The organism is Candidatus Thermodiscus eudorianus (assembly GCA_015521085.1).
GTDB classification, from domain to species: Archaea; Thermoproteota; Thermoprotei_A; order Sulfolobales; family Acidilobaceae; genus Thermodiscus; species Thermodiscus eudorianus.
In genome coordinates this window covers 189,920-214,330 of the sequence record WAOW01000005.1, presented here as the reverse complement: position 1 = coordinate 214,330, position 24,411 = coordinate 189,920, and the positions used below count along the sequence as shown (strand labels likewise).

Below are 24,411 nucleotides of genomic sequence, written 5' to 3'. Positions count from 1 at the left end.
AGGCCGGGATAATGGAGCTATTACCCGGTATCACCAGGTTAATAACACGGACCAGTACCGGATGCCATGCAGGAACCCTAGTATTTACCTTAAGTCTATTTACTCCTACATGTATCCTAGTAACTGGTGATGTATTATGGCGAAGTTCGGAGACATCATATACACCCCGGAGGAGGCGCCCGAGCAAGTCATCTCCAAGGCCGAGACACACACAGCCAAGATAGAGGCGCCAGAGGTGGTTAAGAAAGGAGAGGCTTTCGAAGTCAAGATAACCGTCGGTCCCCATGAGATGAAGACCCACCACTCGATCAGGTATGCAGAAGTATGGTTCTATGAGGAGGGGAGGCCCTTCAACCCTGTACGAGTAGCAAAGATAGAGTGGGAACCCGAGTACACCGTCGCAGAGGCTTCGCTGAAGCTCACGCTAAACAAGAGCGGTACACTGTACGTTATAACATACTGCAACCTGCATGGACTCTGGGAAGCTAGAAAAGAGATAAAAGTCGAGTAACGCCATCAATAATAACCTAATATAACCATAAAATTAATCAACACGCTAATTAGCCCCCCTACAAACAAGCCAGTAAACATTCTTTTTCCCTTGATACCGAGCAGTACACTAGCGATGGATCCTGTATAGACTCCAGTGAAGGGCAACGGCACCGCGACGAAAGCGACGAGTCCTATCCAGCCGTAACGCTTGATTAGGGGACTAGCTTTCTCCAGGCTCCTATTCTCAAGCCACACGACAAAGCGCTGTAGTAGCGGTATCCTAGACAACATTCCTTCACGTGCAGAGTCTAGTATTCCCTCGATTAGGAGTGTTATAACTAGTGACAAGATAAACAACCCGGTTATTGTTACGGCTAGTGCCTCTAGAGGAGGCATCCCGTATATGGTTACTCCAGCCCATATGGCGAATCTCGGTTCTATAATGGGGATAAACGACAGTATGAGCGTTGACAAGCGTGGGTCTAGCGTCGAGAGGGCCTGTATTACGTCGTTACGTGTTATCATGACCGTAGACCCTCTATGTTAAATGTTCTCTTGAGGGCGCTGGGCAGTGATATCGTTATTGCGAGTAGTATGATTGATAGTATGGCTGATGCCTTAATCGAAATAAGATACTTGTTAGATATAATATTTATTATAAATAGTATGATCGCCGCTGCCGCCGGATACGAAGAATAACTCGAAGCTGACAACAAGAGGGCCGCCATTGCCATTGATAACACTACCATTGACAACGATAGACCCAGGAGGTTAGGCGAACTCAAAACCATTAGAATCGACGTCAAGAACGCTACTGAATAAGACACGATCCTTGCTCTAAATATGTAATTATACGCGATACTGGTAATCTTGATTATTTTGTCGAATCGCTCCTCCAGCTTCAAAACGGCATCGACTAGTTTCCACCGTTCGCCAGCGCTGTCAAGTACAGCGAGGCCCTCTACCACGGTCTTCTCCATAGTCTTCCATCCTAGTCTCTTGTAGGTTCCAACGAATTCCTCCATTTTGGATGCGAAGTCGTCTAGACGATCCCTTACGTAGCCCCACTCAAGGTCGCTACGAGCATTTAGCGATGCTCTTGCTAGGGCAGCATACACCGGCTCTAACTCGTCGTAGATAGGCCTCAGCTCCTTGTTGGCCCTCACCATATTCTACACCATCTAAAATTAAATTTAATAGAAGAAATAATATTTCTCTTCTATGTACTTAGCCGCGTTAAGGAGCAGGTATTTCAAGGCGTCAGCCGTTACATAGTAGTGAGATATAACAACGTCATCCTTCCTATTCTCACTATAAGCAGAGGTTATCCTAACATTATACAGTTCCTGGGGGAACATCTGCTTGATCCGTTCATAGTTCTTGACAACCGTCTCCGGAGTAACTATGAGTTCCTTGGGCCTATGGGCCTGTGTAGGCTTTATATAAACTCTCAGGGGTTCCCTCATTCTTACCGGTTTGAAGCTGTTCTCGAACTCCTCCATCGAGACCACCTCTTCAAGCGATCTTAGGAGGGTCCACCTCCAGTCATCATCATCGATATCGATAAATCCAACTACTCTTATATCGTCGTAATCCGGGCGTCTCATGTCTTTTATCTTAGCCTCCACAGTTTTCTCTGCTAGTTCAAGTATATCAGCCAGCTCGAATACTGTCAGTGCGGAGCCCTCTAGCATGCGTGCTATTCTCCTGGCCAGGTCTGGCATCCAGGGTTTTACCGGCGGCGCCTTTAGTATCTCTCTGGCGATGGGGGTTAGTCCTCCTCCCATCGGCGTATGTACCTTTATCTTGCCCTCCTGTAGCATGGTGATGAACTCTCTCGCCGTCTCTATATCCAGGTATTCTTCTATAACCTGCCTCTTGGCCTCCTCAACTATAAAGTAGTCTTCCTCGACGTCTATAGAGCCTATCTTGCCGAAAGATAGCTGTATATCGCGTATTACCTGGTATAGATAGGGACTCTTATCGAGCACAGTCCAGACGATGTCATATATCTCGTCGGGATTTATCTCCATAAACGTTTCAAGAGGGTTTAAACCAGGGGATTTCACGCTAAAACCGGAGAACGAGGCCCTATAATAGACGTTTAACCCTAGAACCTTCATGGCCTCATGGAAAGCTATTAGACCTAATACCTCGTTGGCGCCGCTCCCCAGCAGTACAGTCACTATATGTTCGTCGTTGTAGGTCTCGTATATAACAGAGTCCGTTGACGGTGTAGGCAGGCCTCGTCTCCTGTACTCTTTCGACCATCTACGCAGTATCTCTAAACCGTAATCTTCAACTTCGACTCCGGGAGGGACCCCGTTTTCAAGGATAGCCGATATCCTCTCGGCGACCGTCTTGCTCCTCCGCGGACCTTCCCCTCTCCATAGGGGTACTTCAGCCGGTGAATCGCTGGGCTCTACTTCTACTTTACCAGAGTTGTCGTCTATCTTTTTGATGAGCCAGGAACCGCCGGCTAGACGTATCACGTCGCCTGTTCTAAGATGCCTGTATACGAATACAGAGTCAATATAACCTATTATCCTATCATTATATTTTACGATAAAAGTGTCTCGCTCATTTATCATAGAGAAGAACTCGCTGAAATCCCTACTCCACCAGGCCTTGGCACCTTTGTCACCTCTAAACCTCCATATCTTGTAGAACCCGGAGCCCAGTCTGACGTAGTCGCCTTCCCTCCTCAAAGTGCCCAATGATACCATATAGTCTATTAGATCGTGGAATTCCTCGCGGGAGACGTTTACCGCTGGGCTACTGGCTATGAGTGCATATATATCGTCGATTTTCATCTTCTTTTTAGATAAAAGTAGACCTTGTACCTGTCTAGCCAATACGTCTAGAGGTATCCTGCGGATAGAAGTATTCTCTACCTTCTTCTCGACCGCTAGTGACGCGATAGCCATAGACTCTAGGAGATCTAATGGCTCCGTCGCTATGATTACACCCCTGGGAGTGCCGCCACGGACATGCCCGCTTCTACCAATCCTCTGTAGCAGGCTAGCAACTCTTCCAGGCGACTTTACCTGGATAACTTTTCTTATCCTACCTACGTCGATCCCGACCTCCAAGGTCTTAGTACATACTATTGCCGACAACTCTCCACTCCGGAGCTTGTCCTCGGCCTCCTCTCTGAGCTCCGCTGATACACTAGAATGATGAACGAATACATCCCTAACGTTGAGCTCTTCGAGAGCCCCCTTTATCCTCTCGGCAACATACCTGCTGTTAACGAATATGAGTGAAGGTTTCTCGACTTCTTCTACGACCTTTCTAGCCACAGCAATCCACGGATCGCCTGAGTCCTCGTTAGTGTAAACGATAGAGATCTCTGGGTGCTTAATCATCTCGGGGTCTACTATGCTTTTAGGCCGCTGGCTAGCTCCAGAGAGGAGGGTTATCGTCCACTCTGGATCACCCACTGTAGCCGATAAGCCTATCACTTGTATATCCCTGCCAGTAAGCTTTCTGAGCCTCTCTAGCTGGAGTGCGAACTGGGCCCCTCTCTTACTGGCTAGTAGCTCGTGTACCTCGTCGACGATTATCCACTGTAGGTTCCTATAGTTTTGCCGGAACTTGGGGGCCCAGTCTAAATCTATCTCTAGGCTCTCAGGGGTTGTAATGAGTATATGAGGTTTCTCCCGTAGTCTACGGCTTCTTTCGCTGGAACTGGTATCGCCGTGCTTTCTAGCGACTTTGAAACCCAGCCTGTCAGTCCACCATTTAACGCGGAGGTATATGTCATTGATTAACGCCTTCATGGGTGTTATATAGAGTAGAGAGACCGGCTGTGCCCTAGAGTTCAACATCATGGATAGAATAGGTAGGAGTGCGGCCTCGGTCTTACCCTCTCCTGTCGGAGCCATGATCAACACATTATGCCCATTGAATATCGCTGGCAGTGCCAACTCTTGGACCGGAGTTAGACTAGACCATCCCTTTTCATCGACGAGCTCCCTGACCTTTGGATGGAGCATCTCTATGATAGTGCTTTCCCTGCTCATCCCTCCTATCACGCCCTATGTCGTATCCTCTCGATGCGGAGTTAGCAGCCATTGTCACACGCTGTGACCTTAAAGTAGAGCGCAGATTATCGCTTATTAATTTAGCGTTTCGATCCATTGCTTAGAGGGTGGCGTAACTCTTGGCAAAAAGGCTTTATGAGTGCGTAGTTTGTGGGCGTAAATTCCCAGAAGGCCAGGGCATAGTAATCTCCAAAGGAAACACCGTATTATACTTTCATAGCAGCAGGTGTGCTGCCAGGTTTCTTCGAGCGTTGTTAGAGAACTCCGAGAGCACATGCATCGAAAAGAGCCTGGGAGAGACTCTTGAGCAGTTTCAGAAGGCTATAGAGAGAAAGAGAAAAAGTTCTAGGAAAGTCATATAGCTGGGGAGCCAGTTGAGGATCAAGGTTAGACTCTACAGTATTATCTCCGAACTCGTAGGCAAGCGAGAGGTATCCATCAACGTTCGGGATGGCGCAAATCTTCAGGAGCTGTTCCGCTATCTCTCCGATAATTACGCCGGCTTTCTCGAAGCTATCAGGATCCTTGGAAAAGATAACATAATCGTACTAGACGATAGAGGCCGGAGACTATCCTGGAGCGATAACGTGAAAAGCACTCTTGTCCACGTAATGCCTCCTCCCGAGGGTGGAAACGTTGCCGTAATCGAGACCGGTATTCTAGCCAAAGGAGAGACGATAGACTTGAACAGACTGGTGGAGAACGCTATAACATCCTCCGACTCCACCGGAGCTATAGCTGTATTCGTCGGATCGGTCCGCTCTGATAATTTCGGCAAAAGTGTTAAGAAGCTTGTATACGAAGATGCTGGCAAGTTGACTGCGCTTAAGCTCAGGGAAATAGCTAGGGAAGTACTAGAGAAGTATAAGCTCTCCTATCTTGCAGCCTATCACTATGTAGGCGAATTAGAGCCTGGCGATTTGACGATGATAGTCGTTGTGGCTTCTAGGAGCAGGAAAGAGGCGTTTCCGGCTATGGAGGAGTTAGTAGAGTCTATGAAGAGAAAGTTGCCTATATGGAAGAAGGAGGTTTACGACGATGGTAGCTATAGCTACATACTGGGGGGAAAGCCGTACAGTGTTAAGTCTTGAGGTTTAACTTTAGGTTCTCTAATATCCTCCTGGCGTTATTTATAGCCTCTTCCTCGCTGGCGGCGGCTACATTGACCACTATGTTAGTGTCCCCGACTTTGACGCGGTATCTCTTCTGTCCGCCTATAGTGTAAACCTCTATTATCCTAAACTCCTGGTCCATAGCTTGTCCCGCTGTTGTCTCCTATTCCCAGGAGTTATTAATCAGCTGGCAGACTGGATATGAGGGTGTCGAAATGTGGAGACAAGCGTGCCTAGGATCATAGTGGAGCCTCCGGGGCCCCGGGCTAGGAGCGTTATAGAGAAGGACAAGGACCTTATTATGCAGTCTTTCAGCCGATGGTATCCTATAGTGGTTAAAGAGGCGCAAGGGGCTGTCGTGGAGGACGTAGATGGCAATCTTTACATTGACATGAACAGCGGGCTTGTCGTGACTAATGTAGGCCACCGTAACCCTGTCGTGGTCGATGCTATTAAAAAACAGTTGGATAAACTAATACATTATTCCCTCACAGATTTCTACTACGAGGAAGCCGTTGCTGGAGCCGAGAGGTTACTATCTATAGCCCCGATTAGCAATGGCAAGGTCTTCTACACGAACAGCGGAGCTGAGAGCATAGAGGGAGTCCTAAAGATCGCTAGGGGGCACTTCAGAAACGCTAGGCCCTACGTAATAGCCTTCCTAGGAGCCTTCCACGGAAGAACGTACGGCGCTATGAGCGTCACAGCAAGCAAGCCGGTCCAGAGAAAGGGCTTCTCGCCCCTGGTCCCAGGCATAATACATGTACCCTACCCCTATCCGTACAGATGCCCCTTTAGGGCAGAGACGGCAGAGGAGTGCGGCGAGTCGGTGATCGAGTACATCGAGGAGTGGATTTTCGGGAAAATGGTTGACCCTAGCGAGGTCTCTTTAGTCTTAGTTGAGCCTATTCAGGGGGAAGGCGGCTATATTGTGCCGCCGGACAACTTCCTACCCAGGCTGAGGAGGCTTACCGAGAAACACGGTATATTGCTCGCGAGCGACGAGGTTCAGGCGGGTATGGGTAGGACTGGTAAGTGGTTCGCGATCACTCATTGGAACGTGACTCCGGATCTCATGGCTTTAGCTAAGGGGATAGCAAATGGCCTCCCCCTGGGAGCTGTCATTGGAAGATCAGACGTTATGGATATACCTAGAGGAGGCCACGCGAACACCTTCGGAGGTAACCCTGTTGCGCTGGCTGCTATGATGGCTGTTATTGACTTTATCGAGAAAGAACACTTGCTTGACAGGGTTTCGAGGCTAGGAGAAGAGATTAAGAAGTTCTTCATGGATCTCGCCAGTGAAGTCGAGCTGATCGGCGATGTGAGAGGTAAAGGGTTCATGATTGGCGTGGAGCTCGTTAAAGATAGGAAGACGAAGGAGCCGGCTAAAGATGAGATGGTTAGGGTAATGACTAGCGCTTTCAAGAGAGGCGTCCTTGTGGTTGGAGCTGGGGTTTCAACGTTGAGGATCGCTCCTCCATTGACGATACCCGAGGATCTGTTGTGGAAGGCTCTCGAAATAATAGGAGACGTGATTAGAGACGTTTATCGGAGCAATAGGCCTTCTTAGGCACATAGACGAGTTTATTCTTACTATAATCAGGTCTTTTCTCGATTATTCCCCGTCTCAATAAATCTGATATAATCCTTCTAATTACTTGTAATTCTACACTGGATAGACGCGCTTTAAGTTCCGCTATTGTACATTCGCCGCAACTACAAAGTACTTCTAATATCTTCTCTTCCATCTTCATCTCCCGGGGTGAGTACTCGATGGCGGGCCCTTATAGTTATAATAGGTGTGTAAATAAGCGAATTAGAGCTTTGGGATGGGGAGCTATACTCGTTTCTCTGGCTAGTTCTCTGCTTAGTCTATACGCATACATTAAATTAAATATAATATTTTACTTTTTTATGATATTTTTATGGATTATAATTGCTCTCGCATCCATAAAAGTGTATCTATCGTTTCCCTGCGGGAATAACAATTCATAGGCCCTGCTACTATATCGTTTTACGAATCCTAGACGTTCAAGCCTGGATAACACCTTACCGGCGGTTCTCTCCGAGACGCCCAATCTTCTCGCTATCTCCTGAATAGTTATGTATTTCTTATTATTTTTATATAGATCCATGGCGAGTAATTCCAAGTCTATTGTTACCTTTATCGCAGCACTCAATCCCTACACCGTAACAGTAGAGGATTACTTTATTAAACTGGTGGAGACTCCTCTCCGAATCTAATTGGGTGTGAGACGGATATGGTTAAGGTACTCTCCAAATACAAGTACATAGTCGAAGAGCTAGGTCTGAGACAGCTGGACGTATACAGGATAAAGGGTGAAAAAGACGTTATAAAAGACGTAGTTAGGCTATACGATCCCGCTACAACCAAAGTCATTACGGTAGACCTAGGTAAAATACGAGAGTCGATGAATCCACTTGAATTCCTTGAGAAAATAGCTGACGCAGCAAAGAAAGAGGGGATAAGCCTACCCGAGAGGAAACTCCGTGAACTAAGGGATACACTAAGCAAATAAATATAATTATAGAAATTATCTAGCTACCATGCAGAGTTCCTAGCTATCTCTAACACTTCATCTAAAGTCGGCATGTTTGAACCCCCTCTCCTGAGTATCTTTGCGGCGCCCGCGGCCATCGCCATCTTTAATGAATCCTTTATACTACACTTATTTATGAGACATATATTGAACATTGCGTTAAATGCGTCTCCAGCTCCTGTCACATCCACAGGGTTAGGTGTTATAGGTGGATATAGCTCTATTTCGAAACCTCTAGTGATTACCTTAGCGCCTATGCGACCCTTTTTAATAACTATAATCAAGTCGTCCGTCCCATACACTAAATCCATAATATTTATATTATTTTTTATAATTAAGTTATTTAATTCTTTATCGTTGATATAGAGAACACTCACAATACCACTATACAGTGCCTCCATAACACCGCCAGGATCCCTGTACACCTCCCCTCCAGGGTCATATGTAGCAAGCCTATCGCCTATCAAGGATCTAGACTCCCTAACTACATGGCCCCTTACACTAGCGAAGTGAACGACCTCCCCTTCAGACGGGATCATAGACCCGGTTACACCCTCATTAGCCCCACGAACAGTAATCATAGTCCTAGTAGACTTCCTTGGAGCTACGATAACAACTACTATACCCGGGGGTTCGCCTTTGGCGACTTGGACAAAAGAAGTATCTACGCCCATTTTCTTCAGATCGTCTAGGATCCCTAGTCTAACTAGGTCCTCTCCAGCCCTGGCAACTAAGATTGGAGAATGACCGAATCTTGCAACAGCTACAGCATAGTTCGTCGCTGCGCCACCTGGGCCTATCCAGGCCCGCCTAGCAAAGGTAGTAGTATCCTCGTCGGGATACGAATCCACTTCAACGCTTATATCTATATTTATATTACCTATTACGACGTGAGTCTGAGCAGGCCCGGATAAAAGTATCTCTTCCCAGCGCTTTCCTTCACTCGATCCCAATTCCAAAGCACCCTTACAGCTTCATTAGCAACAGCAACAGCCTCTTCAACCCCGGCATTAGGTACGAATTTGTCGGTTATTCTATTTGCTACTACAGCACAAATGCATCCCGCTCTAACCCCATATATGGAGGATAACGTGAATAACGCGCTGGACTCCATTTCAAAGCCCATTACGCCTATCTCCGAGAGGCTTGGAATTAAACTAGAAGCTTCCACTGTAAAATACCCCTTGTAACCAGGCCTGCCCTGGCCTAAGTAGAAGCTATCAGTAGTAGCTACAACACCAACACTATACCTTACACCCAGCAACTCTGCCGCCTCAATGAGAGCTTGAACAACCTCGTAATGTGCCAGTGCCGGATATGAGATATCCACGTATTGCTTACTAGTACCCTCCAGCCTGACCGCACCAGTGCCTATAACTAGAGTACCCGGCTCTAGATCACTCAGTATACCGCCCATTGTCCCGACTCTTATCAGAGTATGAGCCCCCACACGCAACAACTCTTCCACTGCAATGGCCGTGCTAGGGGACCCTATACCAGTGCTGGTAGTAGTGATTGGCGCTCCTTTGTATACGCCTGTATACGTTTTGAACTCCCGATGATAAGCTACAAGCCTTCTCTCATCCCAGCTTGCAGATATTAAATCAGCCCTCTCAGGATCACCCGGGAGAAGCACATAGGGGGCGATATCACCTGGACCTACTTCAATATGGTACTGGCGCCCCCTGGATGCGACTGGTATAGCGGCGCTCTTCAGCTCTTCAGGCATCGTCTTAACCCCTCCTTATAATGTACCTGGCCGGGCCCCTACTAATATAAGAGAGCGAAGTTACTATGAGGGGATGCGGTGTGGGGCGCTACGACAGAACTATCGGGATCCTTTTGAGCGTTGTTGGTTTTGTATTGGCGGTTCCCCTAGTTTACCTTACGATAAGGCTGGATTACCAATCGTTCATAAATATCTTAAAAATTTTATTTATTATTTTATTATTTATCATTGGTTCGCTGTTGAGCGCTACAGGAATAATATTAGCTCTGGGATGGCCGAAATCCAGCGAAGAGGCACAGGATCTATCGTGACGCACCATGACTGTAAAAGTACTAGTTAGAAGCAAGCGCGACGCCGACGCAGTAAAAGCGAGCCTAGAGAAGTTCCCCGAAACTACTCATTGGACCGTGAAGAGCCTAGGCGGGGTCAGAGGAGGCAAGCTATACGATTCAATTCTGGACGAGATCGAGCCCTTCTCTATAATACTACTAGGGTGGGAGGATCGCGAAATCCATGAGAAAATAAGCCAGTTAACCCTCCGCATCCCCTTCACCGCCTCGATACTGGCCCGCACCAAGAAGGTCAGGAATAGCACCATAGAGATGATAAACGCCCTCTTCAGCAGGGCCAGGGCAATTATCAGGATGCGCACTCTTTGGAACGGAACCTATGTGCTATCAGGATGGAGGGAAGGCGAGCCTATAGAGGTACCAATGGAGCCATACGGCGATGCCTTCTTCCTGTATGGTAAGGGTTCTATGCACGCGCTCAAAGTCCTAGGCCTCCCTGAGCCCGATAACGGCGACGCTCCTATTCTATATGCTGTTAAACTAGCCAAGGGATTACATTACATCTATAGTGGAAACGAGCTTATCGGTGAAATCTACATGAACAATCATGGTCTTCGACCCCACGGCAAATCTATAAAAAGAAATATACTTGTTAAAAAGCATTTAGACGTGAGCGAATTAATAAACACTAATAAACCAATAATAGACATACTAGTAAAAGAGAGTAAATCCTATTTACAAAATATTGCCCATTACGACAAGAAAATAGTTCCTCTAAGCGGAGGAAAAGACTCCGCTGCAGCACTACTACTAGCCCTAGAGGAGTTCAATCGAGACGAGATAACTGCGATCTACGTAGACACCGGCATCGACTTTGACGAAAACAGAGACTATGTGATTAACCTAACTAGTAAATTGAATATCGATCTCATCATTGTTGAAGCTGGCGTAGATAAAGGTCTACTAAGCGGGTATCCACTTCCAACGCCCAATAATAGGTGGTGTACTGCTAGAAAACTAGCTGCGTTAAAGAAGGCCATAGAAAGGATCTCCAGTGGAAAGAGGATCGCCCTCATAGTAGGAGATAGGGACTCCGAGTCCGACCGCAGGAGCAGAAGGCCCTTGCTGCGCGTCGACAAAGGATTACCCTATCCAACCATAGCTCCTCTGAGGCTCTGGTCTGCCGCCCATGTAATGGTTTTTCTCTGGTCTAGAAATATTGGAGTCAACCCACTCTATGACTATGGTTTTTACAGGACGGGGTGTTACGTGTGTTTCTCCCTTAGATCATGGGAGCTCTCAATAATGAACGAGCATGGCATCCTCGATAGGATCATGAATAGGAAACCCCACCATGAAACCTTTATTAAACGATTCCTCGAAGAGAAATCTAGGGACTCGTAAAGTGAGTAGTATAGAAGAGCGTCTAAAGCTGATAACACGGAACACCTCCGAGGTTATCACTATAAAAGAACTCCGGGAAAAACTTGAGTCGGGCGTGAAACTTAAGGGATACATAGGCTATGAGCCCAGCGGACTAGTTCATATAGGTTGGCTAATCTGGATGCTTAAGGTACGAGACCTTGTCAGAGCTGGCGTCGATTTCACCGTGTTGGAGGCGACATGGCATGCCCACATAAATGATAAGCTTGGAGGTGACCTCAACCTCATCAGAGAGTCCACTAAAATCGTTAGGGCCGTGTTTAGGGCTATTGGGGTTAATGAGGGAGATATCAAATATGTGGATGCGGAGGATCTGGCCTCCGATAAGGATTATTGGGCCCTGGTAGTTAGAGTGGCCAAGAACAATACGCTGCACAGGATTAAGAGGGCTATGACTATAATGGGTAGGAGAGCCGAGGAGGCAGAGATCGATGCGTCTAAGCTCATCTATCCCATGATGCAGACTGCGGATATTTTTTATCTAGACCTCGATATAGCCTTGGGTGGAATGGATCAACGGAAAGCCCATATGCTGGCTCGCGACACGGCCGAGAAGATCGGATTGAAGAAGCCTATTGCAATACACACGCCAATACTAACCGGGCTTCGTGGAGCCGGTAGAATGGATACAAGCAAATTAGAGAGAGACGAGATACTTGCTATGATCAAGATGAGTAAGAGCAAACCGGGGCAGACTATATTCGTTCATGCATCGCCGGATGACATACGCAGGGTAATAAGTAAGGCCTATTGTCCCCCTAGAGAGGTGAATTATAATCCTATCATAGAGATAAATAAATACCTGTTATTCCAACAAGAAGGATTCAAACTAGTCGTCGAAAGACCGGCGAAATACGGGGGAACCGTAATATATGAGTCTTATGAGGAGCTTGAGCGTGATTATATAGAGGGCAGACTTCATCCCGCTGATCTCAAGCACGCAACAGCTGAGGCGCTCATCAAATTCCTGGAACCCATAAGGTCTAGCCTCTTATCCGATAGAGAACTAGTCGAGGTAATAAGGAAGATAGAGGAATATTATAATCTATAAATAAATATTTATAATTCTATTCTAGTTGTAACTAGACAATAACATAAAAGAAGCGTCATAACAACCCTACTAAGAGGACATAAAGACTGAGACGCTCAGAGCGGCTCTCAAGTTCCACCCGAACAAATACACCCGCGAGGTGATGTACAATGAAGTACCTAATCAAGGCGCGGCTCGAAGTCGACGGGCGAGTCGATAAACACGACGTTATCGGGGCCATATTTGGCCAGACAGAGGGCCTTCTAGGCAGCGAGTTTAACCTGGAGGAGCTACAGAAGAAGGATAAGATAGGGAGAGTCCACGTTGATATACGGTACCAGGGTACAAAGACGACAGGAACCATAACAATACCGAGCAACCTAGACAGAGTGGAGACGGCAATACTAGCAGCGATGCTGGAGACGGTTGATAGAATCGGGCCGTACACAGCTCGAATCACGATCGATGAAATCAAAGATCTAAGAGCGGAGAAGATAAAGCATATACTGAAGAGGAGCAAAGAGATACTGAAGAAAATGAAGGAAGCAGAGCCGGATATAAGAGAGATAATGCGGCAAGTACAGGCCTCCGAAGAGGAGAAGCCTAGACTCGTCGAATACGGGCCCGAGAAGCTACCAGCCGGGCCTGACGTAGACAAGTCTGATACCGTGATAATCGTTGAGGGCAGGGCTGATGTACTAAACCTACTGCGCTATGGCTACACTAACGTTATCGCATTGGAGGGAGCCAGAGAGAAAATACCTAAGACCATCATCGACTTGACTAAGAAGAAGCAAGCCATAGCCCTTGTAGACGGTGACCGTGGAGGAGAACTCATACTAAAGACTCTCCTCGACCAGGCTGACATAGACTATGTAGCTAGAGCACCAAAAGATATGGAGGTCGAGGAATTAACGGGTAGAGAGATAGCCCAGGCACTAGAGCAGATGGTCCCAGCCGAGACCTACAAGAAGAAGCTAGGCCTCATAAAGGAGAAGCCCCAGACGGCACCCAAGGCCGTAGAACAAAGCGTGTCGGAGGCGAAAGAGGAGAAACCCACTATTACTCCGACGGTCGAAGAGAAAGCGATAGAGGAGGAGAAAAAGGAGAAGCCCCTTGAACTAGCTGCCATTCCAAAGACGGTCATAGACGAGATACCCAAGTTAAAGGGGAGCCTAGAAGCAATATTATACGATGAGAACTGGAACCCTGTAAAACGGATAAGCGTCAGGGACCTATACCCTGAACTACAGAGGATAGAGCCAGGCTCTATTTACGGCATCGTGTTCGACGGTATAATCACACAGAGGATTATTGACGCTGCAGCAGAGAAAGGAGTGAAGGTGCTTATCGGTGCTAGGACTGGAACAAAGCTAGTCGGCAAGCCCAGCGAGATACTGTTCTTTACTTTCAGCGATTTAACCTAGCCTCCCATGAACTCTAGTAGGCTAGTCTGCCTGCCTCCACCTTTTAATCTTTTTTCTGTCACGCCAAAATACTTTAATATTCTCATCACAGCCGGGATCAGCTGCTTGTCGATGTAATAGTCTATATCAAGCTCGGCGGGCTTAGCCAGAAAGTACGGCTTTACCCTCTTTGACAAGGGCCCTGTACCCTTAACTACAACGTAACCGATCTTCATACCCGGATGGACTTTTATACCCAGCTTCTTCAGCTGTCTAGCCACGACAACGTGAGGCTGCTCTGCCGTATACTCTTCAAGCCTCTTTGAAAGCGTCTTCCATATTATCAGTTTTCTCATATCTATTTTTCCTTTACGTAGTTCCTCTATAACGCCTCTAACATATGATACCGCTTTCTCGACGTCCCCGGTTGACAGGACTATCTCAGCGACCTTCATCTGGGCCTCCTTGGCTAGCTCGCTCCAATCCCCTCTCATAGCCTCAAATCCAACTACGTCTATCTTACCCTTATCGGTTAATCCAACATAGCGCTTCTTAGCCTCTGTAAAATATACTCTTTTGTATATTTTATCTATTTTTACCTCGAATCCGAGCTTCTCCTCTATCCATCTAATTAGACTCTCCACCTTAACCTTATCGTAAGTCACGAACAGGCTGTCGGTATCACCATATATAACGTCAAGCCCCAGCTCCTTGGCCTTGCTAATGGCTCTTTTAATGATAGATCGCCCCCACGCGGTTATCGACTCGGCGCATGCCTTACAATACCAGCGTGCATGAGGCCAGCCCATGTAGCCGTAGGACGCGTTGGCCAGGAGTTTTACCGCCTTCTGCCTCTCATTGAGTAGGTTGTACATGGGTGATCCTTCGGGATATTTCTTTAACTCGCTCTTTATCCTCCTCCTTATGTCAAGGAATTTCTGGACCACTAGTTTGAAGAAGCCTGGGGGGTTCTTTCTAAACTTGTGACCTACTTCTGGCGCTATGTTTACCTCGGATTCCTTGTAGGGCTCCCCCGGTTTTACTAGGGTGTCCGGGCCTACATTGTATTTGACCATTATGCTGGGATACATGCTGGCGAAGTCTAGTACCGCTATGTTCTCGTGGATGCCAGGCTTAGGCTTCAGGACTATAGCTCCCGTGTAGGATTCCTCCAGTCTCTCGACCCTATTCGGCACAAGCTCGTTGAACTTGAAGGCTTCACGCATCAGCCTCCACTCAAGACGGAACCCGACGCTAGCCGCCATGACCTGATCCAGCGGGAGCCCGCTAACCTGGCTTAGCTGTGCCCCGAATGGCAGGAATTTCGGTACTAGGCCGTAGGTGGAGTACACGTCGTCCTTAGCGTATTGGAGTAGGGTTGGACGTTTCTCTGGGTCGTCCCAGTACTCGCTTATTTGCCACCATTCAAGCATTACCCTCTTATCTTTGGGCATGACGCCTAGATAGTCGGCTACTTCTTCTAGCGTCTTCATTTTGACCTCATACATCTCATCGGCGAAATCATAGAGATCGACATTGAGCCTGCCAGCTATGCTATAATGTCCATAAACGCTGGGCTGTGGAGGCGAGTTGGCTTTCCTGCCCACGTCTAGCTTGAGACCTAGTACCTTTGATCTCTCAACGAGGTATGGCCAGTCGAACCTATTCTGATTGTATCCAACTATTATGTCGGGGTCATATTCAAGTATCTTCTCTACGAATTTTTTAATTATTAATCTGTCATTGTTGTCCTCGGCAACGAGCAGCTCTGGCTCGCTCATTTCATCGGTCATGTATCCAATGATTATTACAGGGTCCTTCCTTGGATCAGGGGTTCTCTGGGGATTGTATGCCTCAATGTCAAAGGCAAGCAGTCGAAGGTCCTCCAAAGGATCCTTACCAGCGTATCCTTCGAGCTCTTCGAGCTCCCCTCTTATCATGTAAACCCCATCCACTCTAGTACCAGAGGACGCCTGTTTCTCTTCGACGCTCGCCCCATACCATCTGAGCGGATATATGTTCTTGTCGATCAAATACCTCATAGTGAATCTTATATCAGCCTCTAGAACCTCCCTGACGCCAGGGATCCGGGCTACTTTCTCTCTATACTCCCTGACGGTTGACGGTATCGTGGTCTCTATTCTTAACGCGTTGACCCGCTTACCCAGATACCGTTTCTCTACTAATCGGACCTCGGTTATCGGGCTTGAAGGTTTCGATAGTGATTTAATCTTCCTAGCTATATCCTCGATGTCTGCATCATCTTCGACAAGAGCGTAAAAGTATGGTTTAAAGCCTCGATAATAGAGTATGGCCCTCCTATTGTCGTTAAGCCTAGCCCACAGTGCTATAACTGCCTCGCCGCCTAGCACTTCATAACTAGCATCTAGGACTTGGAACTCGATCCACAACTCTACGGCACCCTCCCCCTGTTTAATAGGGTGTTCCGAGAGCCAAATACCTAGCAGTCGTCCAGGAATCGGAACGAGGGATCCAGCAATGCCAGCCTCGGGTCTGCATATAGCCTTTGAGGGAATAGATGGTAGTGGCTTGACAACCCATTCCATGCTCCTAGTAGAGCGGCTACGCAGGAACGGTTTTAAGGCCGAATACCTCAAGGAGCCTACGAGCGGGCCTATAGGGGAACTCATAAGGACATACCTTAGAAGGGATGATTCCCTTCATCACGAGCTCCTAGCCCTTCTCTTCGCCGCCGACAGGTACTGGAACTACTATCTCTCTGAGAAGCCCATCTCTAATCTAAAGAGTGCAGGTTACGTGGTTGTGAGTGATAGATACAAGTATTCCAGTATTGCCTACCAGGGAGCGTTTACCAGTATAGAGTGGGTTTGGGAGGTTAATTCGAGGGTCCCCCACTCCGATATCATTGTGTTCCTAGACGTCCCCGTCGACCTAGCATTGAAGAGGATCGAGTCGCGGGTCATGAACGGATTTGTCCGGGAGGGATACGAGAAACGCGAACTCCTAGAAAAAATATACCATAACTACGATATTGTACTGAAGAGAGCCGAGGAGGAGGGAGTCAGAGTCCTTAGGATATACGAGGTTGAGGGAGATAAGGAGTTAAGCGTCGAGGATGTAAACGAGGAGATCTACTTGCGTCTCGCCGGTTATCTACAATAACCCCTGCTTTACTATTGATACGACTCCTTCTCTGTTAAATTCTATCAGGTCACCTTCATCTACAGATTCGAGGATATTCCTGGCATTGTCAAATAAGGGTATGTCCGCTAGGACGGCGCCCGCGACTAGTATTGGATCGGCGCCTGACTCTACTATAATTGCAGCCGGCTTTCTACCATAATATTTAAGCCCATAAATAGTATAAGACCCGACCGTTGACCCCCTAGGCCTCCCTACAACTAAAACCTTCCCCGTGATCGATCTCCCATCAACTAGCTTACCCGTGCGCGGATCTACTTCCCCATAGAAACTTAGAGCCTCGACCTTAACGGCCTCTCCCCTCCCTTCTCCAGGAACTAGGACCCTAGCGCGAACCTGTATCAACTCTGATCCACCCCCTTGGCCCCTCTACTCGTACGCAGCTGAGACTAACTCTTCTATACTAGCCAGAAACACTGGTAACCCCCTCTTCTTTAGATAGAAATAGGCTTTGAAGCTATTAGTCGCAACTCTCAACTTACCGCTGTATCCAAAAGGCGAGACTATTAGGCACGTGTCCCTGGCTAGAACCACTTTATCTCTGACTCCAGATATGACCTCTGGATGCTGGCTTTGGAGTCTCTCGTATTCTGCCCTGGATAGTGTTATCACTATTTTAGACTTGGGCCGTCCCCTATGCTTTAGAAGCCTATAGACTAGTAAGACGTCCTCTGCACGGGAATGGGGGCATCCGATGAATACAATGTCTGGGGCCGAGGCCGGCTTGTACATTGATACCTCTTCTTCCAGCGCCTCAAAGGGAACTCGCTCGACCCTCTCGAAGGTTTCTATACGCGGGCCGGTGATTCCAGGTATGTAAACCATTCCCAGACTCCCAGCCGCGCCTATAGCCGCTAGCAGCTCCTTTACTGCTAGCTCGTCGCGCAACGACACAGCCAGGTACGGAGGATTCACACTGGTGTATCGCTCTGCTACGACCTTTCCAAATACCCCGGCCTCTACCTCGTCGAGCAGCCTACTTTGTCCTTCTAGGAGGAACGCGGTCCTCGGTATCCTGTTCTCGTCTATGTGCAGCCCCCAGTTGTAGGTCTTGCCCGATATTGCGGCCATTAGAGCTAAGGGGCCCCCTTCCCTGTTAGTTTTGACGCCGAGGACGCTGTTTCCGTATAGTATAGCATTCGACTCCCCCCAGGCGACGCTATCCCCTCTTGCCAGATGGCTTGTATCGGGTAGATGGTAGGGTGTGCAGGTCAGAGTCAGGTTAGCACCCATGGCTTTTAATGCCCTGATTATCCTAGTCTGGCCTTTTATGAACTCCTTGTCGAGGCGCACTCCCACCTCCTCTAGTATTCCTGGATCCTCGTAGTCGAATCCTATTGGGTTCACGCTAGCTGGGACAGAGAACCTGGCTCCCATTTCAACTAGTTTCTCAAGTAATACTGCTCCATGCTCTCCTATCGTTCCATAGGAAATCCCCGAGATGTGGGCGTGTTTTATATCTATCAGGCTTTCGGCGCCTAGGGCCTCCCCGACCTTGACTATAGTTTTCAACGCCAGGGCCTTTGCCTCTCCCTCCTCCCCTTCCAATATGAGCTCCTCTTCTCTGGTTAGATACATCGGCGCTCACCGTGGGAATGAAGCCCTCTCAAACCGTGGATCCCCTATCTCTGGCACCGTAGCGTCTATACCCATCTTTGCCGTGAAACCTTGCCTCGCTGATGGATCTAGGGTCGATCCTCTAGCGTTTTTGATAACTATGAGGTCTCTATCCGCCTGGAAGCGGGTCGCTATAGCCCATTCAACCATCGATGGATCATCTGGATCTATGTCCCCGTCGACCACGATAACGTGTTTGAGGCTTGGGTGTCCTGCGAACGCGGCTAGTATAGCGTTTTTACCGTCGCCTGCGTGGTTCTTCTCTATCGATATTACTGCGTTCAGCCAGCCTCCGCCTCCCCGGGTCAACCTCACCTTGTAGACTCTTGGAACGACTTTTGAGACCGACTCCCAGATATGGGCTTCCCTAGGGAAGCCCATTAGATTGATATGTTCCAGTCCGCCCGGGAGTAAGACGTGTGTGTAGTGTTCTTGGGATACATAGACTTTCTCGACCTTTAGTACGGGTTCTCTGCGGACTTGGTCGTAGAGCATGAGTATGTCGGCGAAGGGCCCCTCTTCTACTCTATCCGGGAGTAGGTAACCCTCAATTATCGCACCTGCCCCGAGTGGGACTGGGTTTCCATGTAGAGGGCTGGGGAAAACCCTTAGACCCCCTATTAATCGTGACGCTACTTCTAGCTCGAAGACGCCTAGGCGTGGTGAGGTTGAGACGCCTAGGAGCACTGCTGGGTGGACTCCTAGTACAATGGTTACTGGGAGCATGCCCTTATCTTTCACCGCGCTAGTGTACAGGCGGTAGAGGTGCCTTGGAACTATTCTGACTGCAGCGGTCTGCCTGTTAATGTACATTATCCTGTGTATGCTGGCGTTGCATACCTCCCGGTGGCAGGCTACGAAGAAGGCTGCCGTTAGGTAGCGGTTTCCATCTTTCTCGTAGAATTTAACAAAGGGTAGGGCGTCTAACAGTTTTTCCGTCTCCTTGTAGTAGCCTGGGTCCTCCTTGAAGACGAGTTTTGCAGGGCTGCTCACGGCTCTCAAGAGCTTTTCATAGGCTTCCTCGTCGCTCTCGACTTTTAGGGATTTATATATTCTATCCCTGGTCGAGACTAGATTGCCAGTGCTTTTAGTTGTTGCCCCAGAGACTTGGAAAACTGGGATTGTGTCGCTTTCCTGTGTGTCGTGAAGGATCTTGGATGGCTGGAAGTCTCTCTCGACGACACCATAATCTTTTATTTTTATATTATTTTCATTAATATATGTATTTATTGATGTATCTAGCACCGTATGCACCTCTTAATGCTATTGCAATACTGGCTATTATGTCTCTGTCCTTGACAACATCCAGTATCCTCTTAGTCACCATGAGCGTCTTACTCGTACCCCGCTCATCAGTTACCCGGTACGGAATAGAATTGACATCAAATGATGCTGCAGCCGCCTCAAACCCGCTACCATCGCCTACGTAAACCTCACGGCGATTAGCAGGGATCCTCTCTAAGAGTGACTTCACCGTGAAACCGACACTCCCACAGTCCACTTTACCTACATAAACAACTATATCATCCCCTATGCAGGAAAAACCACATCTCCTGCCTGGATCGACTCCCAAGACCAGCCTATTGAAGCGGTCATCGGGATAGGCGAGGGCGAGAGCTAGAGCTCTAATGGAGTCGCTGTCGCTGATGATGGGGCCTGGGTAGTTCCTAAGCGTGTCGACGTAAGCGGATTCCTCGGGGGACCCCTCTAGTGGGGCCACAACCACGTCGGCGTCTATATACTCGTGTAACCCGGGTAGATACACACTAATACCCTGAACCTCCAGTAATTTCTTTATTTTCTTTAACAATTTCAGAGATCTGGGATCAGCCCTCAGCCATGCTATGCTCTTAGCCGAGTCCCTTCACCCTCTCGCTGGAGGCGCTAGTTTATGCCTGTTTATGTGGACGAGTCCGGTTGGAGGGCTATATATTATTGCATAGGCGCCATAGAGGGACTGGTACTCCCCGAATGACGCGTCATATAACTGAGGCGGGTCTATAGAGCCTAGATAGACTCTCATATAGCGTTTGATTCTATCGAACATCATATCCTTGTTCCTGAGATAAACGCCCCCGGAGAGGACTACGAGGTCCGGGTCATAGGCATACTTGACTGCTGCTATTCCAGCTCCATGCACACGACACAAGTAGTCGACGGCGAATAGCGCGAACTCATCGTTTTCACGAGCTAGGTTGAAGAGTAGTTCAGGAGTAAGAGAGCCCTCATACGCGAGTCTCCAAGCTCTTGACTCCAGTCTTTTATTATAGGCTAAGCGTTTGGCCGTTCTAGGGATCCACACTCCTCCGGCTAATGCTTCCCAGTGGCCTTGACCGCCGCATCCACAGGGTGCGTCCTCGTCGAGGTTAAGTGGTATGTGGCCTATCTCGTGCGCGTTGCCTCTGCTGCCTAGGAGTAGATGGTCGTCGACTATTACGCCCCCTCCTACTCCGGAGCCTATGCTCACTAGGACCATGTTCTCGGACCTATGTTTTCCCAGCGTTTTCTCGGCCCATACGCCTGCTACTGTGTCGTTTGCTATTAGAACGTATCTGGCTATGTCTTCCATCATTTCTATTAGGCTTATGGTTGTTTGTTTCATGTTCGGGGGATTCACTATTTGTCCTTTCGTATAATCGAGGGGGCCTGGAGCGGCTATACCTGCGTACTCAATCCTATTAATATTATTTTTATTAAATAATTCTATTATTTTCTCTCTTATAGCCCACTCTATTCCTTCGTCAGGAGTCGCCATCTTAATATATTTTTTTAATTTATTTTTTATAAATAATCCTATGAGGGTCTTCGTCGCACCTATATCTACGGCTAGAACCGGCTCTGCCACTATTAGACGCCCTCAGCAACCGAGCATGATTTATGCTCCATAACCATAAAATCACTAGCGGGACGCGATAATGCCTGTACACATAATGGCCAAGGAAGGCGATATAGCCGAGAACGTCATCGTCGTCGGCGACCCGCTGAGAGCCAAGATGCTATCACAACTCCTAGATAATCCGAGCCTAGTTAACGAGAATCGCTGTCTCCTCACCTACACAGGTAAGTGGCGTGGAAACAATGTTACTATTGCCACCCATGGCGTTGGCGCTCCGTCCGCCGCTATAGTTTTCGAGGAACTTGCCCAGCTCGGTGCCAGGAATATAGTTAGACTCGGTACTGCTGGTGGCGTTGGCGACGCCGTCGAGGTCGGCTCGATAGTCGTTGGGGATTCCGTTTCAACATATTTAGGTGGATGCAGCCTAGCGCAGTACTTCGGCAGGTATATACCGCCTCTCGCACCTTCACACACCCTACTACATAAAATTATAGATATATTTAATAAACATGATATAAAGTACCTGGTGGGATCCGTATTCTGCAGCGACGCTTTCTACGCAGAGACTCCAGAGTTAGAGGGCGATCTCCGGAGAATGGGTGTTCTAGCCATAGAAATGGAGACCGGTATACTCTATGCACTAGCCAGGAAAAACAGGTTAAACGCGCTGTCAATACTACTGGTTTCGAATAAACTAGGCTCGCACGAATTCCTAGATAAACAGCGAATGGAAGCAGTGTTCAAGAAGATAGCCTCGCTCACCCTGGAAGCCCTAACCCTGTGAAACGAGTAAAACATCCCTGTGCATTAATCTGCTCGCATTCACGTGAAAGACTGCATCGCCTGATCGCAGCACAATATGCCCGCCCCAGTACCCGAGCAAGTCAAAAGACTTCCCGGCCAATCTATCCTCCTTGAACTCAGGAGTCGTATAGACTAGATCCGTGGCCTCGCTCAGCACCCTTACAAAACTGTGGTCCCATTCGGTACCCAGCATCCGCGATGCCCTCTCCGCGATGGCTGACAAGGACGGGGCAATTTGAGATGGTGTTAGTCTGGACAGTTTTCTAGCCTTTGCTTGCGTTGCAATGCCCGCCTTACTCACCATTATCTCAGCCCTCCTAGCCTCGTAGAGGCTGTCAGTGACCTGCAGTACCGTAGCCAAGTTATGGGCCTGTTCTGAGAGTCTCTCTAGGAACCTGAACGATCTAGTGACACCTACCTTAGCTCTACCAGAACCTGCATCTGTAAGGTATACAGTGTATTCCGTCCGGTCTATCCTGTCGATTAATTTACAAGCCTCTAACGCGTCTTGTGCGTGCATGCCTAGGCAATACTCGTATATTGCCCTTATGGATCTTTTATGCTGTCTGCAATAGGATTTGGACTCGACCACGCAGTAGAGCCTTCTCCAGGGCTCGTCCCTTTCAAAGAGGGGACCATTATGCCATCTACAGAAGGTCCTCCAAGGCATGGGTGCAAAAGACAGTTTCTTAGCCTCGTACTTGTAGGCATCGGGTCCTCCAGGGTACTGTATTACGAGATAGTCTATCGAGGCCTTGTACTCCTTCAGCTCCCAGGATCGATTCTCGAATAAACCCCGTGATTCGATCTTCTTTGATCCCGATGGCTCTACCCTCTTGTGTATCAAACGTAGTATAGCTCTTTCAGTCATGGCCGACTAGCCTCCCAATCAAGGTACTCCCCTCTAGGAGATATGCCTTTAGCGAAGATAATGGTATTGACTCGAACCCAGTCTGGTTCGAATATTCATAATAATACTCGTAGATAGTTCTAGCTAGGTAGAGGAGTTCTAGCGTCTTTTTATCCGGCAGTTGCCTTTCTCTCCGGTAACCTGAGAGTAGAGATGTAGCCAGGTCTCTGGCGATAACCTTGGTGTCTCCAAGTAGAGCGGCTATCATATGGTCGATGTACTCGATGCTTCTTACGAGAGAGGCTATATCGTATTCGAGGCAGGGCATTGTCTGAGTGTAGGGTTCCGGTCCTGGGTCTGTGTATACTATTCTATTCTCACCTGTTAGGATCTGGTAGAGATGGAGGTCTCCGTGTCCTATCGGTGTCCTGCAGGGTTCCTCCGTGTAGGATAACAGTAATTCCATCATGGCACTACATATCTTTTTAACTATATATTTATTTTCTTTAATTAGTAATGCTAGTCTGCATCTATCTTTTACTATCTCCTCCAGCGTATGCGAAGCCAACAACGACCTAGCTCCTCCACACGACGCTAGCTGGTTATGGAAGAGAGCCATGCTTCTACCTACGTCGTAAACCAGCCTCCTAGTCTCTGCAAGTTCCCCCCTCATGAGGTAAAGTAGGACTCGATCTGCCACCGTCTCATACCTTAGGTATTCGACAACAATACAATTTCTCGAACCAAACAGGAAATTGACCTCCGGGACGAAATCAGTGCATTGACGCAATAATAGATAGTAGTCGATCTCCCCGTTACACGCTAGGAGATAGTCGTTATCTCGATATCTAACTATATAGATTTTCTTGTTTTTTGATGGAAGACTTTCAATATGTTTAACGGGCAGTATTAAATTAATTATGTCAATTATGTTCAAAGATCCTACCCGGTTTGATAAGATAAATTATTGAATTGCCCATTATATTCTATATCATGGCATCGCCGTATC

At 48.0% G+C, this 24,411-nt stretch carries 26 protein-coding genes; 11 read left to right on the top strand and 15 right to left on the bottom strand.

The genetic code is table 11. From position 1 onward, the window contains the following. The first annotated feature begins 136 nt into the window (after positions 1–136). Complete coding sequence (locus tag F7C38_04325; GenBank protein ID MCE4600772.1) at positions 137–511, top strand: class II SORL domain-containing protein; 375 nt, start codon at positions 137–139, stop codon at positions 509–511. A 5-nt stretch (positions 512–516) separates the two neighbouring features. On the opposite strand, the gene F7C38_04320 is transcribed toward F7C38_04325, so the two are convergent. From F7C38_04320 to F7C38_04310, 3 genes are read right to left on the bottom strand one after another with little or no spacing between them, the layout of a single operon-like run. Further along, positions 517–1,017, bottom strand: coding sequence for a small multi-drug export protein (locus F7C38_04320; protein ID MCE4600771.1), 501 nt, complete (start codon positions 1,015–1,017; stop codon positions 517–519). Beyond that, positions 1,014–1,661 carry a hypothetical protein gene (locus tag F7C38_04315; GenBank protein MCE4600770.1) on the bottom strand — a complete coding sequence of 216 codons (648 nt, stop codon included), beginning with the start codon at positions 1,659–1,661 and terminating at the stop codon, positions 1,014–1,016. The genes F7C38_04320 and F7C38_04315 overlap by 4 nt, the downstream gene beginning before the upstream one ends. Before the next feature lie 24 nt (positions 1,662–1,685). Further along, entirely contained in the window at positions 1,686–4,517 is a 2,832-nt protein-coding gene (locus F7C38_04310; GenBank protein MCE4600769.1) for a DEAD/DEAH box helicase, read from the bottom strand. 140 nt (positions 4,518–4,657) lie between these two features. Between F7C38_04310 and F7C38_04305 the strand changes: the two genes are divergently transcribed. Both F7C38_04305 and F7C38_04300 read left to right on the top strand, forming a co-directional pair. Continuing rightward, positions 4,658–4,900: a hypothetical protein gene (locus F7C38_04305; protein MCE4600768.1), complete on the top strand. Its 243-nt coding sequence runs from the start codon at positions 4,658–4,660 to the stop codon at positions 4,898–4,900. Between the two features lie 12 nt (positions 4,901–4,912). Continuing rightward, entirely contained in the window at positions 4,913–5,629 is a 717-nt protein-coding gene (locus F7C38_04300) for a molybdenum cofactor biosynthesis protein MoaE (GenBank protein MCE4600767.1), read from the top strand. Here F7C38_04300 and F7C38_04295 read toward each other — a convergent pair. Further along, complete coding sequence (locus tag F7C38_04295; protein MCE4600766.1) at positions 5,619–5,792, bottom strand: hypothetical protein; 174 nt, start codon at positions 5,790–5,792, stop codon at positions 5,619–5,621. The two genes, F7C38_04300 and F7C38_04295, sit on opposite strands and share 11 nt — an antisense overlap. 75 nt (positions 5,793–5,867) lie before the next feature. On the opposite strand from F7C38_04295, the gene F7C38_04290 reads away from it, so the two are divergent. Further along, positions 5,868–7,223 (top strand): acetyl ornithine aminotransferase family protein, encoded by a 1,356-nt coding sequence (locus F7C38_04290; protein MCE4600765.1) that lies wholly within the window; start codon positions 5,868–5,870, stop codon positions 7,221–7,223. Positions 7,224–7,557: 334 nt separating this feature from the next. Here F7C38_04290 and F7C38_04285 read toward each other — a convergent pair whose 3' ends face one another. Further along, entirely contained in the window at positions 7,558–7,833 is a 276-nt protein-coding gene (locus F7C38_04285) for an HTH domain-containing protein (protein ID MCE4600764.1), read from the bottom strand. 81 nt (positions 7,834–7,914) lie between these two features. Here F7C38_04285 and F7C38_04280 point away from each other — a divergent pair, with 81 nt between their 5' ends. Then, complete coding sequence (locus tag F7C38_04280; GenBank protein MCE4600763.1) at positions 7,915–8,193, top strand: hypothetical protein; 279 nt, start codon at positions 7,915–7,917, stop codon at positions 8,191–8,193. 23 nt (positions 8,194–8,216) lie between these two features. Here the strand turns inward: F7C38_04280 and F7C38_04275 are convergent, their stop codons facing one another. After that, positions 8,217–9,167 (bottom strand): PfkB family carbohydrate kinase, encoded by a 951-nt coding sequence (locus tag F7C38_04275; protein ID MCE4600762.1) that lies wholly within the window; start codon positions 9,165–9,167, stop codon positions 8,217–8,219. Beyond that, on the bottom strand, positions 9,098–9,943 hold the full coding sequence (udp, locus tag F7C38_04270; GenBank protein MCE4600761.1) for a uridine phosphorylase: 846 nt from the start codon (positions 9,941–9,943) through the stop codon (positions 9,098–9,100). The genes F7C38_04275 and udp overlap by 70 nt, the downstream gene beginning before the upstream one ends. Before the next feature lie 80 nt (positions 9,944–10,023). Here udp and F7C38_04265 point away from each other — a divergent pair, with 80 nt between their 5' ends. From F7C38_04265 to F7C38_04250, 4 genes are all read left to right on the top strand, one after another. Next, positions 10,024–10,254: a hypothetical protein gene (locus F7C38_04265; GenBank protein ID MCE4600760.1), complete on the top strand. Its 231-nt coding sequence runs from the start codon at positions 10,024–10,026 to the stop codon at positions 10,252–10,254. 6 nt (positions 10,255–10,260) lie between these two features. Continuing rightward, a complete protein-coding gene (locus F7C38_04260) occupies positions 10,261–11,637 on the top strand; it encodes a phosphoadenosine phosphosulfate reductase family protein (GenBank protein MCE4600759.1) in 1,377 nt (458 codons plus the stop codon). Position 11,638: 1 nt separating this feature from the next. After that, entirely contained in the window at positions 11,639–12,727 is a 1,089-nt protein-coding gene (locus F7C38_04255; GenBank protein MCE4600758.1) for a tyrosine--tRNA ligase, read from the top strand. Between the two features lie 149 nt (positions 12,728–12,876). Beyond that, on the top strand, positions 12,877–14,133 hold the full coding sequence (locus tag F7C38_04250; protein MCE4600757.1) for a DNA primase: 1,257 nt from the start codon (positions 12,877–12,879) through the stop codon (positions 14,131–14,133). Here F7C38_04250 and F7C38_04245 read toward each other — a convergent pair. After that, positions 14,130–16,523, bottom strand: coding sequence for a DNA polymerase II (locus F7C38_04245; GenBank protein ID MCE4600756.1), 2,394 nt, complete (start codon positions 16,521–16,523; stop codon positions 14,130–14,132). The genes F7C38_04250 and F7C38_04245 overlap by 4 nt on opposite strands. Before the next feature lie 88 nt (positions 16,524–16,611). Here F7C38_04245 and tmk point away from each other — a divergent pair, with 88 nt between their 5' ends. After that, the gene (gene tmk / locus F7C38_04240; GenBank protein ID MCE4600755.1) at positions 16,612–17,256 is read left to right on the top strand and encodes a dTMP kinase; all 645 of its coding nucleotides are present in this window, start codon (positions 16,612–16,614) and stop codon (positions 17,254–17,256) included. Here the strand turns inward: tmk and F7C38_04235 are convergent. Genes F7C38_04235 through F7C38_04215 form a run of 5 tightly spaced genes read right to left on the bottom strand, consistent with a single transcriptional unit; the run spans position 17,248 to position 21,757 of the window. After that, complete coding sequence (locus F7C38_04235; GenBank protein MCE4600754.1) at positions 17,248–17,640, bottom strand: DUF126 domain-containing protein; 393 nt, start codon at positions 17,638–17,640, stop codon at positions 17,248–17,250. The two genes, tmk and F7C38_04235, sit on opposite strands and share 9 nt — an antisense overlap. Positions 17,641–17,664: 24 nt before the next feature. Then, positions 17,665–18,873, bottom strand: coding sequence for an aconitase X (locus F7C38_04230; protein MCE4600753.1), 1,209 nt, complete (start codon positions 18,871–18,873; stop codon positions 17,665–17,667). 6 nt (positions 18,874–18,879) lie between these two features. Then, positions 18,880–20,157 carry a UbiD family decarboxylase gene (locus tag F7C38_04225; protein MCE4600752.1) on the bottom strand — a complete coding sequence of 426 codons (1,278 nt, stop codon included), beginning with the start codon at positions 20,155–20,157 and terminating at the stop codon, positions 18,880–18,882. Beyond that, positions 20,126–20,722: a hypothetical protein gene (locus tag F7C38_04220; protein MCE4600751.1), complete on the bottom strand. Its 597-nt coding sequence runs from the start codon at positions 20,720–20,722 to the stop codon at positions 20,126–20,128. Before F7C38_04220 ends, F7C38_04225 begins: the two co-directional genes overlap by 32 nt. Positions 20,723–20,776: 54 nt before the next feature. After that, on the bottom strand, positions 20,777–21,757 hold the full coding sequence (locus tag F7C38_04215; GenBank protein MCE4600750.1) for an ROK family protein: 981 nt from the start codon (positions 21,755–21,757) through the stop codon (positions 20,777–20,779). 70 nt (positions 21,758–21,827) lie between these two features. On the opposite strand from F7C38_04215, the gene F7C38_04210 reads away from it, so the two are divergent. Beyond that, complete coding sequence (locus F7C38_04210; protein MCE4600749.1) at positions 21,828–22,532, top strand: nucleoside phosphorylase; 705 nt, start codon at positions 21,828–21,830, stop codon at positions 22,530–22,532. On the opposite strand, the gene F7C38_04205 is transcribed toward F7C38_04210, so the two are convergent. Together F7C38_04205 and F7C38_04200 are read right to left on the bottom strand one after the other, a co-directional pair. After that, positions 22,521–23,423: a DUF2797 domain-containing protein gene (locus F7C38_04205; protein MCE4600748.1), complete on the bottom strand. Its 903-nt coding sequence runs from the start codon at positions 23,421–23,423 to the stop codon at positions 22,521–22,523. The genes F7C38_04210 and F7C38_04205 overlap by 12 nt on opposite strands. Next, positions 23,416–24,102, bottom strand: coding sequence for a hypothetical protein (locus tag F7C38_04200; protein MCE4600747.1), 687 nt, complete (start codon positions 24,100–24,102; stop codon positions 23,416–23,418). The genes F7C38_04205 and F7C38_04200 overlap by 8 nt, the downstream gene beginning before the upstream one ends. Between the last annotated feature and the right edge of the window lie 309 nt (positions 24,103–24,411).

Bases quoted from the DNA above. Each gene is read 5' to 3' on its own strand.
- F7C38_04325 (MCE4600772.1), top strand. From the start codon at position 137: ATGGCGAAGTTCGGAGACATCATATACACCCCGGAGGAGGCGCCCGAG.
- F7C38_04320 (MCE4600771.1), bottom strand. From the start codon at position 1,017: ATGATAACACGTAACGACGTAATACAGGCCCTCTCGACGCTAGACCCA.
- F7C38_04315 (MCE4600770.1), bottom strand. From the start codon at position 1,661: ATGGTGAGGGCCAACAAGGAGCTGAGGCCTATCTACGACGAGTTAGAG.
- F7C38_04310 (MCE4600769.1), bottom strand. From the start codon at position 4,517: ATGAGCAGGGAAAGCACTATCATAGAGATGCTCCATCCAAAGGTCAGG.
- F7C38_04295 (MCE4600766.1), bottom strand. From the start codon at position 5,792: ATGGACCAGGAGTTTAGGATAATAGAGGTTTACACTATAGGCGGACAG.
- F7C38_04280 (MCE4600763.1), top strand. From the start codon at position 7,915: ATGGTTAAGGTACTCTCCAAATACAAGTACATAGTCGAAGAGCTAGGT.
- udp (MCE4600761.1), bottom strand. From the start codon at position 9,943: ATGCCTGAAGAGCTGAAGAGCGCCGCTATACCAGTCGCATCCAGGGGG.
- F7C38_04260 (MCE4600759.1), top strand. From the start codon at position 10,261: ATGACTGTAAAAGTACTAGTTAGAAGCAAGCGCGACGCCGACGCAGTA.
- F7C38_04250 (MCE4600757.1), top strand. From the start codon at position 12,877: ATGAAGTACCTAATCAAGGCGCGGCTCGAAGTCGACGGGCGAGTCGAT.
- tmk (MCE4600755.1), top strand. From the start codon at position 16,612: ATGCCAGCCTCGGGTCTGCATATAGCCTTTGAGGGAATAGATGGTAGT.
- F7C38_04230 (MCE4600753.1), bottom strand. From the start codon at position 18,873: ATGTATCTAACCAGAGAAGAGGAGCTCATATTGGAAGGGGAGGAGGGA.
- F7C38_04210 (MCE4600749.1), top strand. From the start codon at position 21,828: ATGCCTGTACACATAATGGCCAAGGAAGGCGATATAGCCGAGAACGTC.
- F7C38_04205 (MCE4600748.1), bottom strand. From the start codon at position 23,423: ATGACTGAAAGAGCTATACTACGTTTGATACACAAGAGGGTAGAGCCA.